We start from the raw sequence: 14,973 nt of genomic DNA, 5'->3' as shown, positions 1-14,973 counted from the left end.
AATTAATTTCTTGTAACAAAAATTAGTGCGGTTGTTAAAATAAATGAGGAGATGCTAATAATGGTGCCTATTCTAGAATCACCTGAAGCACCACTTATAGCAGAGTGATTAGGCTCTACATACACATAATCATTTTGTGTCAAGTAATAAACAGGCGAATTAAAAACCTCTTTATTGGTTAAATCAATACGAGTATATGTTTTGGTGCCATTAAAGTCTCTAATAACTAAGACGTTATCTCTTCTTCCTTTAATGGTTAAGTCCCCTGCCATACCCAAAGCTTCTAATATAGAAACACGTTCACCCGAGACGGGATAAACCCCAGGTGATCTGACCTCTCCAGCAACCGTTATTCTAAAATTCAAAACTCTGATCATAACAACAGGATCATTTAACAATTGGCCTTCAGAAAATTTACTTTTTAAAAGTTCCTTAGCTTCCTCAATGGTTAATCCAACAAGTTTAACTTTTCCTAAAACAGGATAATCAATATTACCATCTACATCTATTAGATAATCTATTAATCGGCTATTATTGCCACTTGCAATAACTATATTGTAGGGTTGTGTTACAGTTGGGTCTAAAGTAGATATGTAAATACTAACCACATCTCCAACTTTAAGTTTTGCTTTAAAAGTATCGGTATCTACTATAGTCTCAAAATTTTTGGCATTTTGAAAATATACAATGTCTTGCTTAGTTGAACAGGATGTTAATAACAATAAAACACCACAAAATAAAACAACCAACCTGTTGTATAAAAAGGATTCAATCATAGAAATAAAATATTTGGGGAAAATACTAAAATTTTTGCTTACTTAGGCTTTACTGTATGTTTTGTCTGTTTTGTCATGCAAAATTTCTTTTACCTTCTTGTAAATCTGAACTTTTTTATCAAAACGTTCGTAATCAGAATTATTGGATTTATATTCAGGTATCAAACGCTTCATTTTCATAACAATACTATTGCTTTGGAAACGATTGGTGATACATAATTCTTCAATCTCATGTTTTACTGAAGCATAATCCAATTCCCTGGTTTTGCTTATCATTATTTTTCTATGATAGGTAGACAAGGTGTTTTCGCCATTTGCCAACAACTCTTCATATAGTTTTTCACCTGGACGCAAACCTGTAATTTGAATATCGATATCTTCTGGAAAATTCAATCCTGAAAGTTTAATCATGTTTTTGGCCAAATCATATATTTTTACAGATTCACCCATATCGAAAATAAATATTTCACCTCCTTTACCCATAGTACCTGCTTCCAAAACCAGTTGCGCAGCCTCAGGAATGGTCATAAAATACCTGGTGATTTCTTTATGGGTTAAGGTTAAAGGACCACCATTCTCAATTTGCTTCTTAAACAAAGGAATTACAGAACCATTAGAACCCAATACATTACCAAAACGTGTTGTTATAAACTTCGTTTTACTTTCTTTTTGTAAACAACTAATATACATTTCAGCCATACGCTTGGTAGCTCCCATAACACTGGTTGGGTTTACAGCTTTGTCTGTAGAAATAAAAACAAATTTCTTAACATTATAGCGGGAAGATGTATCTGCTAACAACTTGGTGCCATTAACATTAATCTTTATGGCCTCATAAGGTGATTTTTCCATTAAAGGCACATGCTTATAAGCGGCTGCATGAAACACCATCGTAGGCCTATATTCTTGAAAAATACTGTCAATTCTTAAACCATCTCTTATATCGGCTACAATAGCAGTGAAACGGTGCTTGCCATCGCGTGTCAAATCTTGTTCGATATCATAAAGACCAGACTCCGCTTGATCAACCAATATAAGTTTTTTAACATCAAAATCAGCTAATTGTTTAACCAACTCACTACCTATAGAGCCCGCTGCACCGGTAATTAAAATGGTTTCTCCTTTAAATTCATTGAAAAGGTTCGGGTTATCAATTTTTATTGGTGCACGACCTAAAAGATCTTCTATTTGTACCTGTTTAATTTGTTTAACATTTAACTCACCATTTATCCAGTTCTCGATAGGTGGAACTTTAGTTATTTTTATATGTAAATTAACTAAGCTCAATAAGTTATCTTTGTTGATATTTTCAGACGTTACAATAATTTCGTCAATGCGATGCTTATCAATATAATCTTGATCGATTTTATTTTTGCTAAGAATTAAAATACCGTTAATTAATTTTCCATTTTTACGGGAATTATCATCAATAAACGCTATAACATCAAACTTTTCCCTAACATTGCTAATTAACGCATTGTAAGTCACAATACCAGAATCTCCTGCACCATAAATTAAAACACGTTTGGACGAGATGTATTTACATTTTAAATGATTATAAGCCATTTTAAAAAGCAACCTACTGGAACTTAATAATACAAAACTCAATAAAGTATGCATTATTAATATAGACAGAGGTATAGTAAACCCTTTAATGACTTCTAATTCTCTATTTAGTAAAACAAATAATACAGACAGCATAGACATTAACGATACCGACTTGAATAAATTAACAACATCGGTAAATCCAGTATGTCTAATAACGCTTTTAAAAGAGCCAATAAACAGGAAACTTACGGCAGCAAAAAAGAGTACAATGGGTATTTGAAACAGAAATTGGGTAAAATCAAAATCTAGAGTAAAATTAAACCTTACAAAATAGGAGGCGCAAAATGTAATTAAAACGATTGTTAAATCAATTGCAAAAACCAACCATTTTGAGGCGTACTTTTGAGAAAGATAGTTAAAGTAATTGTTTATCATGATATTTGAGGGATTTTTAATATGATGTGTAGAATGCTTTCTAAATCGTCTTGACTTAAATTAGATCCGCTAGGTAAACAAAGCCCTTTATCAAAAAGGGTTTCCGATGTACCATCCGTAAAGTGCAGACAGTCTTTAAAAACAGGCTGCATGTGCATGGGTTTCCATAACGGTCTTGACTCAATGCCTTCTTCTAAAAGCGCAAGCCGTAAGTGTTCCCGTAATTCATACGAACTTGTTGTAACACAAGTCAACCATCTATTGGAATAAAACCCTATCGGTTCATCCAAAAATGAGAAGGAGTCGTGTTTTGACAAATGCGTTTTATAAAAATTATAATTATGTCTTCTGGCCGCTACGCGCTCATCCAGCACTTCCATTTGGCCTCTGCCTATACCCGCCAAAACATTACTCATTCTGTAGTTAAATCCAACAGATGAATGTTCGTAATGAGGCGCATGATCTCTTGACTGTGTAGACAAAAAGACCGCTTTATTTTTCAACTCCAAACTTCTGGTTATAAGGGCACCGCCTCCAGAAGTGGTAATGATTTTATTTCCGTTAAAAGACAAAATACCAATATCAGAAAGTGTTCCGCAAGCTTTGCCGTGATATTTACTCCCTAAAGCCTCAGCACTATCTTCCACTACAGGGATTTCATATTTCCTGGCAATAGCATTTATTTCATCCGCTTTATAAGGCATACCATATAAATGAACAGCCACAATAGCCTTTGGCTTTTTATATTTTTCAATGCGGTCCCTAATAGCTATCTCAAGTAATTCCGGAGACATATTCCAAGTGTCCTTTTCACTATCAATAAAAACAGGCGTAGCCCCTTGATAAAGAATGGGGTTTGCTGAAGCCGAAAAAGTAAAACTCTGGCACAGTACCTCGTCGCCTTTTGAAACACCTAATAACTGCAGGGCAATGTGTATGGCAGCAGTTCCAGAACTTAGTACAGCAACTTGGGAATTGTTTCCTAAATAGTGCTGTATATCATTTTCAAAACCATCTACGTTAGGGCCTAATGGAGCGATCCAATTAGTTTCAAAGGCTTCGTTAACAAATTTTTGTTCCGAGCCACCCATGTGAGGTGATGATAAGTATATTTTAGTTTTAGTTAACATGTTTAAATTTAACTTAATTAAATAAATAAAAGAAGCTCAAAAGTTAGCGCATAAAAATCCTGCCCTAGGCATAAACCTAAGGAAAATGAATGTTTTCGTTTTTTTTGATTACTCTCTTTTAGATAATACATAAAACAAAATTTTAATTATTAGCTTAAAAATAACTGTCTCTAAATGTTTTTTAATAATCTAACAAATTATTCACAAATGATAGATTAAATTGAGAGTCTAAAAATAGAATATAAACATTTATACAATTAAATTAATGATGCTATTAATCAATTCAATTTTGTATTTTGTGGTGTAAATTTAGTAATTGTTTTCAATCAAAAAACCAAGAATTAGATTAATTCGCTAAAAGAGTAATTATAATCGGTTAACGACACGACAATTTTTAGTTAATAGTAAAACTAGGTCGCTTGTCGATTTAGATATAGCTAAAAACTAAAGTTAAAAAGGTATGAGCCTTTAAATCGAAACAACGAATAACTCCTTCCCTATTTTAAGGGAAGGTGGATTTGATTTCGTGAAAAGAAATCAAAGACGGAAGGGTAAAACGTTCTATAAAAAACCACCTCGTCTCCGGTTTCTTTCTGCGAAACCGAATCCACTCCTCCTTTAAAAGGAGGAGAGTTTAAGGGGCAGGTAAATACCATGATCATGCCTATGCTGTAATCAAACCAACAAACAACTCCTTCCCTATTTTAAGGGAAGGTGAATTTAAATCAGATAGTATTTAAAGACGGAAGGGTAAAACACATCAAAAACCAACCCTAACAATCCAACAACCACCTTTCACGTCTCAAAATTCACCCAAAAACCATCGCAATTTGAATTTCATCGGAAAAATCATAACATTAATATAATAGTTAACATATCTAAATATATTTTTACAATATTTGCCCAGCTATTAATCATTCCAAATCTAAAAATGACCGAACAACAATTAAAAATACTAAGTAACAAAAGCGTTCTTGTTACAGGCGGTGCAGGTTTTATAGGCTCAAATCTATGTGAAACCTTGCTTAAACATAAGATACAAGTCGTTTGTTTAGACAATTTTTCAACAGGAAAATTAGATAACATCAAGCCCTTTCTCGAAAATAGTCTTTTCCAACTGATAGAAGGTGATATAAGAAATCTAGAAGATTGTAAAAAAGCCTGTACCCATGTAGATTATGTGTTGCACCAAGCAGCCTTAGGTTCAGTACCACGATCCATTAACGATCCTATCACAACCAACGATGTGAATGTGTCTGGCTTTTTAAACATGTTGGTAGCAGCAAGAGATGCAGGAGTTAAACGCTTTGTATATGCAGCAAGTTCATCAACCTATGGCGACCATGAAGCCTTGCCAAAAGTAGAAGACACCATAGGAAAGCCACTTTCCCCGTATGCCATAACCAAATATGTAAACGAATTGTATGCCGATATTTTCCATACCACCTATAATTTCGATACCATTGGCCTTAGATACTTTAATGTCTTTGGAAAAAGGCAAGACCCCGATGGCGCCTATGCGGCGGTCATACCAAAATTTGTACAGCAATTTATAAAGCATGAATCCCCCATTATTAATGGTGATGGAAGCTATTCCAGGGATTTTACCTATATTGACAACGTCGTGCAAATGAATCTGAATGCCCTAACGACCACCAATAAAGACGCTTTAAATACCGTATATAACGTAGCCTATGGTGAGCGCACCACACTTTTGGAATTAGCGACCCTATTAAAAACATATTTATCGGAATTCGATAGCACTATAAGCAGTATTGAAATAAAACATCGAGATAATAGAATGGGAGATATCCCCCACTCTTTAGCTTCTATAGACAAAGCCAAAAACTTATTAAATTACAACCCAAAATACGATATCAAAAACGGACTCAAGGAAGCCGTTACTTGGTACTGGCAACATTTGAAGTAGGTGTTGGGGGTTAGTCAAGTAAATAGAATATAGAATATAGAAAATAGAGAATAGACAGTGGACAAAATAGTCTATTCACCGAATAAACAATAAAAAATAATCAATAACAAACCCAATGTCAGTCTGAGCTTGTCGAAGACCTTAAAAAAACAAATAGCCAATAGGCATTAGTAAATAGTCAGTATGCAGTTGTCAATTCAACAAATCAACGATTCAACAATTAAACGATTCAAATTAAGAATTATGAATTAAGAATCAAAAGTTGTTCAAAGTTCAACAAATAAACAAATAAACGAATCAACATTCCAAATGAAAACCATCAAAATCGCAATCATAGGCTTAGGCTACGTGGGCTTACCACTAGCAAGACTCTTTGCCACAAAATACAATGTAGTAGGTTTCGATATCAATCAAAAACGCATTGACCAACTACAAGAAGGTAACGATGTCACCCTAGAAGTAGAACAAGATATCCTTAAAGCCGTTATAAAAAGCACAAACAATACCGAAAACGGCCTATTTTGTTCAACAGATATAAATGCTATTAAAGACTGCAACTACTATGTGGTAACAGTACCTACACCCATTGATAAAAACAACCGACCCGATTTAACACCTCTTTACAAATCTAGTGAAACCGTGGGTAAAGTGCTTAAAAAAGGAGACATTGTTATTTACGAATCCACTGTATACCCAGGTGTCACCGAAGAAGAATGTGTTCCTGTACTGGAAAAAGTCAGTGGTTTGAAATTCAACGAAGATTTTTTTGCCGGTTACTCCCCCGAGCGTATTAATCCAGGAGACAAATTGCATACGGTGGATAAAATTTTAAAAGTGACTGCAGGCTCCACCCCAGAAATTGGTAAAAAAGTAGATGCCCTATACGCCTCTGTTATAACGGCAGGCACCCACTTAGCCCCTACGATCAAGGTGGCAGAAGCAGCGAAAGTTATTGAAAATTCACAACGCGATATAAACATTGCCTTTGTAAACGAATTGGCAAAAATTTTCAATCTCATGGATATCGATACCCATGCCGTATTGGAAGCCGCTGGTACTAAATGGAATTTTTTGCCCTTTAAGCCAGGGCTTGTTGGTGGGCATTGCATTGGAGTCGACCCCTACTACTTGGCACAAAAAGCCCAAGAAGTGGGTTACCACCCCGAAATTATTTTGGCTGGGCGTCGTGTGAATGATGGTATGGGGCAATATGTAGCCTCAGAAATTATTAAGCTAATGGTTAAAAATGATATTCGAATTAAAGGCGCTAAAATTCTAAATTTAGGCATCACTTTTAAAGAAAACTGTCCTGATGTTAGAAATACAAAAGCCGTTGATGTTATTAATCAACTAAAAAGCTATGGCACAAACGTGACCATCTACGATCCATGGGCAAACCATGAGGAAGTTATGCATGAATATGGCTTGATAACAATCAACAAATTACCAGAAGAAAAATTTGATGCTATTATATTAACAGTAGCTCATAATGAATTTTTAAATGTAGAACTAAATGCACTTTTAAACACTAATGGTGTTTTATATGATGTAAAAGGAGTTCTAACAAATCCAAATTCTAAAAGACTTTAATGAAAGTTAACCAACTTAAAGGAGGCGCAACTTTATCTTATGTTACTATATTTTTAACCAATATAGTAGGGTTAGTACTTACCCCTTTCATAATTCGCTCTTTTGGAAGTGCCGAATATGGTTTATATACCATGATTGGTGCATTGGTGGGTTATATGAGTGTTTTAGATTTCGGTTTAAATAATACCATTGTTCGTTTTGTAGCTAAATATAAAGCAGAAAACAACAAGAAAGGTGAAGAGAATTTTTTGGCACATAGCTTCATCATGTATACCTTCATATCATTAATAGTAACAATATTAGGATTTATACTATATTTTAATTTAGATAGCTTATATAGTGAGACTCTAACCGTAGAACAAATTGCAAAAGCTAAAATAATGATGCTTTTGCTGATTTTTAATTTAGCAATTTCACTCCCGGGCGGTGCTTTTGCTGGTATTTGCTATGGCTATGAAGAATTCATTCTCCCAAAAATAACTAATATAATAAAGTATGTTGTCAGAAGTATATTAGTAGTTGTCATTTTGCTTTATGGTGCCGATGCTGTTGGTTTAATAATTTTGGATACCATAATGAATCTTCTTGTTATTGCTATAGATATCTATATTGTTATTAAAATATTAAACGTTAAAATTAAGATACATAAATTCGACAGAATACTATTTTCTAGCATTCTTGGTTTTTCACTTTGGCTATTTGTATTTGCCATAGTTCACCAGTTAAGATGGCAATTTGGGCAAATGATTATAGGTTTATATTATTCTACATCAACCGTAGCAATTTATGCTGTAGGGATTACTTTAGGAAATTATTATGGGGCGTTTTCAAGTGCTATATCTTCAGTATTTTTACCTAGAGCTATTCAATTGACTGTTAAAAATATTCCAAAAGACGAATTAACTGATACATTTATTAAAATTTCTAGAATCATACTCATCATTTTGCTATATATTTTTGGAGCTTTTATTATTATAGGTAAAGATTTTGTTTTTTTCTGGGTTGGAGACGAATATAATTTGGCATATTATTATGCTATAATAATAATGTTCGGTTTAACTCCCATCCTTTCTCAAAGCTTTGCAAATAATATTTTAGAAGCAAAAAATTTATTAGCTTATAGAGGTAAATTGCTTTTAGCTTTAACTGTTACTGGAACAGTTTTAAGTGTTTTTATAGTGCAAAAATTTGGTGTTTTTGAAATGATAGCAACTGTGGTATTTTTTATGTTATTAGAAAGAATAATCATGATTTCTTATTACCAGAAAAAAACCAATTTAGATATGTTGAGATATTACAAAGAAATATCTCCACTTTTCTTAACATTTACAATAATTACTTCATTAATGCTTTTTTTTACAAGTAATTTTTTGCCAGAAAGAAATTTAATAGTTTTTGTGTTTAGTGCTTTAATTTATAGTTTATTATATGCTTTTGCATCAATTAGAGTTATGACTGAATATGAAAAATCTCTTTTAAAATCAACATTAAAACATTTACCTTTTCATAAAAAATAAGTTGCAAGCAACCTCAAAATAAATATAAATAAATTATGGAGAAAAAGATAGTCATGCTCGTCGGGGGAGATCATTCTTCTTATGCAATATATAATGCTTTAAAGAATAACTATAATATTACTCACGTTATATTAGAAAAGTCAAAAAGCAGAAAAGATTTTATTAAACGACGCATAAAAAAATTAGGCCTAATAAAAGTAATTGGTCAAGTACTTTTTCAAAAATTAGTGGTACCCTTTCTAAATAAAGAAAGTAAAAAAAGAATCAAAGAAATTATAAAAAATAACTATTTAGATTTCACGGGTTTTGAAAAAGATAAATTAATCAATGTTCCTTCTGCAAATTCAGAAGTATGCATAAAAACACTTCAAAAAATAAATCCAGATATTGTAATTGTTAATGGAACCCGTATTATATCAAAAGAAGTACTAAACTCTATCAGAGGAATATTTATAAACACACATGCAGGACTCACGCCTTTATATAGAGGTATCCATGGCGCTTATTGGTCTAAAATAAACAACGATGGGTATTGTGGTGTAAGTGTACATTTGGTAGACCCAGGTATTGATACTGGCGGTATTTTGTATCAAGATTTGATTCAAACAAATAAAGATGACAACTTTGTATCTTATACTTATTTGCAATTGGCAAAAGGAATCGACCTTATAAAACTTGCTATAAATGATTTATTGAACGATAAACATAAAGTAATAACTAATGATTTAGACAGTAAATTTTGGACACATCCAACCATTTGGTTTTATTTAAAACATCGATTAATTAATAAAGTAAAATAATTATCAGTTAAAGTTTTATAAAATGATTTCGTATATAAAAAAAATAATTCCATTATCATGGAAAACAAAATTGATATTATTCTCACTTAATAAAAAGTCAGTATCAGACTTTTCATTTAAAGTGCTTAACAATAAAAAAAGACGCATTTTTATTTTTTTAGCTGCAGATTATGGTAATCTTGGTGATGTAGCCATAACGTATGCACAACATAAATTTTTAAATATTTTTTTTCCAGAATGTTTAGTTACAGAAATACCAATTAGTAAAACTTTAGAAGGTATTGCTTTTGTGAAAAAAACAATAAAACCAAATGATATCATCACTACAGTTGGAGGAGGTAATATGGGAGATTTATATGCATCTATTGAACTTTACCGACGTTTGGTTATTGCTAACTTTCATAAAAATCAAATAATTTCTTTTCCACAAACCATTGATTTTAAAGATGATAAAAAAGGGATTAGAGCATTAAACAAAACAGTGAAAACGTATTCAAAACATCCAAATCTAACTTTGATAGCTAGGGAACATAAATCATTTGATTTTTACACCGTTAATTTTCCTAAAAATAAAATAATATTAACTCCAGACATTGTATTATCCCAAAACCAATCTATACCTCAAACCAATAGAAATGGTGCTATTATTTGTTTAAGAAATGATAAGGAGAAAAAATTAACAAATATCCAGGAAGTTACACTCGTTAATTTATTGAAAAATGAATTTAGTACTGTAACCAATAGAGACACACACATTGGTGGTCAAGGTTTAGGTCTAAAAAATAGAGTGGGAAGTTTAAAATTAATTTGGAGTGATTTTAAAAAATCTGAATTGGTTATTACCGATCGTTTACATGGTATGATATTTTGCTATATAACTGGTACTCCTGCTCTAGTGTTTTTAAATAATAATCATAAAGTAAAATCCTCATATTTTTGGATTAATAATGCCGCTCACATAAAATTAGTTGAAGACCTCTCTGAAATTTCTATTAAAAAAGCTTTGCAGGAAGTGAAAGGAACACAGACCGAAATTGAGACTAAGAGTTTCTTAAAAAAGTATCAACCTATAATTGATGCTATTAAAAACTAACGCAATGAAGCAACCTATACTATCTATAGTCATACCCGTATATAATGTAGATGCTTATATAGATAAGTGTATACATAGTTGCTTTGACCAAAACGTTAGCAAGAATTTATATGAAATCATTTTGGTTAACGATGGCTCTACAGATAATAGCTTAGAACTTTGTGAAAAACTCAAATTGCAATACCCATATATTAAAATAATCTCTCAAAAGAATAAAGGCTTAAGCGGTGCAAGAAATACCGGACTAAAGCATTCCTTAGGTGACTATGTTTGGTTTGTAGATTCTGATGATTGGATTAAAACAAATTGCTTACCAGATATCCTCAAAAAATTAAACTCTGATGTTGATATTATATGGTTAGGACACGATGTTTGGTCTTTAGGTCAATCAACCAAAGTATATATTCCTTCAGAAATATTGAATCCAATTTCAGGTGAAGATTTTTTTATCAATCATTTAAAAAATCAATTCTATATTTGGAAATTTATATATAAGAGAGGTTTCTTATTAACTAATGATCTAACTTTTTTTGAGGGTATTCTTTATGAAGATTTAGAGTTCACACCCAGAGCCTTAATGCATGCAAAAAAATGTATTACCATACCTCAAGTATGCTACCATTATTTAGTACGAGAAGGCAGTATTGCTAATAATATTAAGGAAAAAAACATTGATCATCGGTTTATCATTTTAAATAAGCTAGCCAACTTAATTGAGAGTGATACCGTTAGCAAGCCCTATAAAAGCGCCATAACAAAAGTGATATTACATACCATTACAGGCACAGTAAATATGGCGGCTAGAGCAAATATTAAAATTCCTGAAAGTGGTTTTATAATAATAAATAGGTTAAAAAAAGATACTATTTTTAAATCTAATTTATCCTTAACAACAAAAATAATTAAAACGGTTCCAATAGGCTATTATAATGTTTTTAAATATACATATAAACTATACAAGATCTTACCCATAAAAAAGTAACTAATGAAAAGAATATTACAAGTTGTTGGAACTATGGATAGAGCTGGTGCAGAAACCATGGTCATGAATCTGTATAGAGCGATAGATAGAACGCAGTATCAGTTTGATTTTGTATATTTTACAGAGCGTTCATGCTCTTATGATGATGAAATTTTAAGCCTTGGTGGTAAAGTATATAGAATTTCTGAAAAAGATTCCAAAAATCCCATTGCTCGTACTTATCAATTGTATAAAATTATAAAAAAAAATAAGCCTTTTCATGCTGTTCATTGTCATCAACTGTTAGCTAATTCATTTCATCTTACTGCTGGGTATATTGGTGGTATAAAAAGGCGTTTAGTACACGCACATTCAACACAAGATTTTAATTCAAAAAGTGTAATTAGAAGCCTTTATCAAAAAATTTCAAAATTAGTAATTTCCATTTTAGCCACTGATTTTATTGCTTGCGGAAAAGAGGCTGGTGATTTTTTATTTCCAAATAAATATAAAGACATTATTTTTATCCCAAATGCAATAGATGTACATAAGTTTTTAAAAGCTGGTGACTTGAAAAAAAATATTGAATATTTCAATAATAATAAAATCAATAATGAAACACTTATCTTATGTCAAATTGGAAGGTTTATGCCTGTAAAGAATCATATATTCTCTGTAAATTTTGCACTATTTTTAAAAGAGAAAGGACTAGATTTTCATATGTTATTTGTTGGAGGGGGCTATTTAGAAGATGAAATTAAAGAATTAGTAAATTCTAATGAGTTAGGCAATAACATTACTTTTTTAGGGGTAAGAAAAGATATTGATATTATTTTATCAAATTCTGATGTGCTTTTAATGCCTTCTTTATATGAGGGGTTTCCAGTTATATTGGTGGAGTCACAAGCCGTAGGTACACCAGCATTAATTTCAGAAGGAATATCAAATGAAGTAGATTTGGGATTGAATTTAGTAAAATTTTGTTCACTTAATCAACTAAGTGATGTTTGGTATGATGCGTTAATATCCCTCATCAATAATGAAAAATTTAGTTCTAAAATAAGACATAATGTTCTTAAGCAAAAAGGGTTTGACATTGAAGTGAGTGTCAAAAAATTAGAAAAAATTTATAATAAATAATTAGTAGTTTTAATCATGTTAGATTTTGTTCCAATTAGATATTATGTTGATATATATTACTATACTATATTGTTAGTATGTCTTATCACATTTTTTCATACAATGATATTAAATTATAACGATTCTAAAACTCTAAATTTTAATAGATTTTTTGCCTTATTACTATGCTTAAGTATTATAATGTATATAGGGTTTAGACCAGTAAATGGTATTTTTATTGATATGACGACATATGCCCATATATTTGAGAGATACAAATATGGAGCATATGAAATTAATGCTGATTACGGGTTTTCATATTTTATACTTTTTTGCACTAAAATAATGACCCTAGAATGGTTTTTTTTTGTATCTGCTTGTATTTATGTTATACCGTTATATATTGCCTGTAAAAAATGGTTTCCAGATTACTATTTTTTTGCATTTTTATTATTTGTAGGATCTTTTTCTTTCTTGACATATGGTGTAAATGGCATTAGGAACGGTATGGCTACCTCATTATTCATTTTAGCAATAGCTTATAACGGAAAAAACTTCTATTTAATGTTATTTTATTTTTTGCTATCTTTTTCATTTCATAATAGTATGCTTTTACCAATTGTCGCATTTGGAATTACGAGCTATATACCGGATACAAAAAAATATATTTTCTTTTATATTCTAGCAATTGTATTATCTATTACCATGGGAGGTATATGGGAAAATATATTTGCTAGTATTGGGTTTGGTGATGATCGCTTTTCAACATACTTAACCACAGATGCTGATGCTAATAAATTTGCCTCCGTTGGGTTTAGATATGATTTCTTAATTTATAGTGTAGCTCCTATATTACTGGCTTTGCATTATAAATTTAAAAATGGTTTTAAAGATATAATTTTTGACAGATTACTACATACATATATAATAGCTAATGGTTTTTGGATTATGATTATTCGTGCTAACTTTTCAAACAGATTTGCATATCTATCTTGGTTTATGATGGCTGTTATTGTAATTTACCCCCTATTAAAGGAAAATTTATGGGTAAATCAATTTAAAAAGTTAGGTTATGTAGTATTAATATATTTTGGTTTCACGTTTGCTATGTTTTTATATTATAGCATTAGATAACCGATATTATATATTTATATTCGCCAAGTTAATTTAATAAAATATTTGTATAAACCTTAAAAAATAATCTATGGGTATAACAATTGGTCTTCCATTTTACAACGCCGAAAATTATTTAGAATTAGCAATAAAATCAGTATTTGCCCAAACCTATCAAGATTGGGAATTAATTTTAATGGATGATGGTTCTACGGACAGATCATTAGAAATTGCAAAATCAATTAATGACCCACGAGTTAGCGTGTATTCTGACGGAAAAAACAAAAAACTGGCCGCTAGATTAAATGAAATTGTAAGATTAGCTAAGTATGATTATTTAGCTCGAATGGATGCCGACGATTTGATGTCAACTAAGCGTATTGAGACCCAAATGAATATTCTAAAAAATAATCCAGAAATTGATTTAGTGAGTACTGGCACCATTTCTATTACTAATGATTTAACCTATTTAGGAGGCCGATATGTACAATTAAATGAGATTTCATTTAATGATTTACTTTATAAAAGAGCAACACCTTTACACGCAAGTATAGTAAGTAGAACCGATTGGTTTAAAAGAAATAAATACGATGAATCTTTGAAAATTGCACAAGATTACGATTTATGGCTACGGTCTTGCAAAAAAAATGACTTTAATATTAAATTTATAACAGATTTATTGTATTACTATAGAGAAGAAAATAATGCAACTTCAAAAAAAGTATTGGCCGCTTATAAAAATGAAAGAGTTATGTACAAAAAATATGCAGATAGCAAGTTTTTGCCTTTGTATGTAAAGTCAAAATTCAAATCTTTAATTGTTTTCGGCATTTCTTTAATGAATAAAGAAGATATTCTTTTGAAACGCAGAAGCTATAAAGGTACCGATACAACTATGGAGGACAACTATTTAAAAGAAATTGAAATTATTAAAAACACCAAACTTCCAACTTTTTAAATG

Annotated in this window: 12 protein-coding genes; 9 read left to right on the top strand and 3 right to left on the bottom strand. The window is 31.1% G+C overall.

Annotation, left to right across the window (positions count from 1 at the left end; all coding sequences use genetic code 11):
* Positions 1-2 precede the first annotated feature (2 nt).
* From ACGLWY_RS06310 to ACGLWY_RS06300, 3 genes are read right to left on the bottom strand one after another with little or no spacing between them, the layout of a single operon-like run.
* Positions 3-776, bottom strand: coding sequence for a polysaccharide biosynthesis/export family protein (locus ACGLWY_RS06310; RefSeq protein ID WP_396618829.1), 774 nt, complete (start codon positions 774-776; stop codon positions 3-5).
* 42 nt (positions 777-818) lie between these two features.
* Complete coding sequence (locus ACGLWY_RS06305; RefSeq protein WP_396618828.1) at positions 819-2,759, bottom strand: polysaccharide biosynthesis protein; 1,941 nt, start codon at positions 2,757-2,759, stop codon at positions 819-821.
* Positions 2,756-3,889, bottom strand: coding sequence for an aminotransferase class I/II-fold pyridoxal phosphate-dependent enzyme (locus ACGLWY_RS06300; RefSeq protein ID WP_396618827.1), 1,134 nt, complete (start codon positions 3,887-3,889; stop codon positions 2,756-2,758). Before ACGLWY_RS06300 ends, ACGLWY_RS06305 begins: the two co-directional genes overlap by 4 nt.
* A 931-nt stretch (positions 3,890-4,820) precedes the next feature.
* On the opposite strand from ACGLWY_RS06300, the gene ACGLWY_RS06295 reads away from it, so the two are divergent.
* The 9 genes from ACGLWY_RS06295 to ACGLWY_RS06255 all read left to right on the top strand — a co-directional run bounded on the left by ACGLWY_RS06295 (position 4,821) and on the right by ACGLWY_RS06255 (position 14,970).
* On the top strand, positions 4,821-5,819 hold the full coding sequence (locus tag ACGLWY_RS06295) for an SDR family oxidoreductase (RefSeq protein ID WP_396618826.1): 999 nt from the start codon (positions 4,821-4,823) through the stop codon (positions 5,817-5,819).
* A gap of 309 nt (positions 5,820-6,128) precedes the next feature.
* On the top strand, positions 6,129-7,409 hold the full coding sequence (locus ACGLWY_RS06290) for a nucleotide sugar dehydrogenase (protein WP_396618825.1): 1,281 nt from the start codon (positions 6,129-6,131) through the stop codon (positions 7,407-7,409).
* Complete coding sequence (locus ACGLWY_RS06285; protein ID WP_396618824.1) at positions 7,409-8,926, top strand: lipopolysaccharide biosynthesis protein; 1,518 nt, start codon at positions 7,409-7,411, stop codon at positions 8,924-8,926. The genes ACGLWY_RS06290 and ACGLWY_RS06285 overlap by 1 nt, the downstream gene beginning before the upstream one ends.
* 35 nt (positions 8,927-8,961) lie before the next feature.
* Positions 8,962-9,726, top strand: a complete 765-nt coding sequence (locus tag ACGLWY_RS06280; protein WP_396618823.1) for a formyl transferase — start codon at positions 8,962-8,964, stop codon at positions 9,724-9,726.
* 22 nt (positions 9,727-9,748) lie between these two features.
* Positions 9,749-10,819, top strand: coding sequence for a polysaccharide pyruvyl transferase family protein (locus tag ACGLWY_RS06275; protein WP_396618822.1), 1,071 nt, complete (start codon positions 9,749-9,751; stop codon positions 10,817-10,819).
* 4 nt (positions 10,820-10,823) lie between these two features.
* Complete coding sequence (locus ACGLWY_RS06270; RefSeq protein ID WP_396618821.1) at positions 10,824-11,801, top strand: glycosyltransferase; 978 nt, start codon at positions 10,824-10,826, stop codon at positions 11,799-11,801.
* A gap of 3 nt (positions 11,802-11,804) precedes the next feature.
* On the top strand, positions 11,805-12,920 hold the full coding sequence (locus ACGLWY_RS06265) for a glycosyltransferase (protein WP_396618820.1): 1,116 nt from the start codon (positions 11,805-11,807) through the stop codon (positions 12,918-12,920).
* A 15-nt stretch (positions 12,921-12,935) separates the two neighbouring features.
* Positions 12,936-14,033, top strand: coding sequence for an EpsG family protein (locus ACGLWY_RS06260; protein ID WP_396618819.1), 1,098 nt, complete (start codon positions 12,936-12,938; stop codon positions 14,031-14,033).
* 70 nt (positions 14,034-14,103) lie between these two features.
* On the top strand, positions 14,104-14,970 hold the full coding sequence (locus ACGLWY_RS06255) for a glycosyltransferase family 2 protein (protein WP_396618818.1): 867 nt from the start codon (positions 14,104-14,106) through the stop codon (positions 14,968-14,970).
* Positions 14,971-14,973: the final 3 nt, after the last annotated feature.

Origin of the sequence: Mariniflexile sp. HMF6888, from assembly GCF_044335535.1 — a bacterium.
Classification (GTDB): Bacteria; Bacteroidota; Bacteroidia; order Flavobacteriales; family Flavobacteriaceae; genus Mariniflexile.
Note: the sequence above shows the minus strand (reverse complement) of the source record. Positions and strands in the feature narration are given on the sequence as shown.

Excerpts from the sequence above, each read along its gene's own strand:
- ACGLWY_RS06275 (WP_396618822.1), top strand. The coding sequence starts at position 9,749 with ATGATTTCGTATATAAAAAAAATAATTCCATTATCATGGAAAACAAAA.
- ACGLWY_RS06255 (WP_396618818.1), top strand. The coding sequence starts at position 14,104 with ATGGGTATAACAATTGGTCTTCCATTTTACAACGCCGAAAATTATTTA.
- ACGLWY_RS06285 (WP_396618824.1), top strand. The coding sequence starts at position 7,409 with ATGAAAGTTAACCAACTTAAAGGAGGCGCAACTTTATCTTATGTTACT.
- ACGLWY_RS06290 (WP_396618825.1), top strand. The coding sequence starts at position 6,129 with ATGAAAACCATCAAAATCGCAATCATAGGCTTAGGCTACGTGGGCTTA.
- ACGLWY_RS06260 (WP_396618819.1), top strand. The coding sequence starts at position 12,936 with ATGTTAGATTTTGTTCCAATTAGATATTATGTTGATATATATTACTAT.
- ACGLWY_RS06270 (WP_396618821.1), top strand. The coding sequence starts at position 10,824 with ATGAAGCAACCTATACTATCTATAGTCATACCCGTATATAATGTAGAT.
- ACGLWY_RS06305 (WP_396618828.1), bottom strand. The coding sequence starts at position 2,759 with ATGATAAACAATTACTTTAACTATCTTTCTCAAAAGTACGCCTCAAAA.
- ACGLWY_RS06265 (WP_396618820.1), top strand. The coding sequence starts at position 11,805 with ATGAAAAGAATATTACAAGTTGTTGGAACTATGGATAGAGCTGGTGCA.
- ACGLWY_RS06310 (WP_396618829.1), bottom strand. The coding sequence starts at position 776 with ATGATTGAATCCTTTTTATACAACAGGTTGGTTGTTTTATTTTGTGGT.
- ACGLWY_RS06280 (WP_396618823.1), top strand. The coding sequence starts at position 8,962 with ATGGAGAAAAAGATAGTCATGCTCGTCGGGGGAGATCATTCTTCTTAT.
- ACGLWY_RS06295 (WP_396618826.1), top strand. The coding sequence starts at position 4,821 with ATGACCGAACAACAATTAAAAATACTAAGTAACAAAAGCGTTCTTGTT.
- ACGLWY_RS06300 (WP_396618827.1), bottom strand. The coding sequence starts at position 3,889 with ATGTTAACTAAAACTAAAATATACTTATCATCACCTCACATGGGTGGC.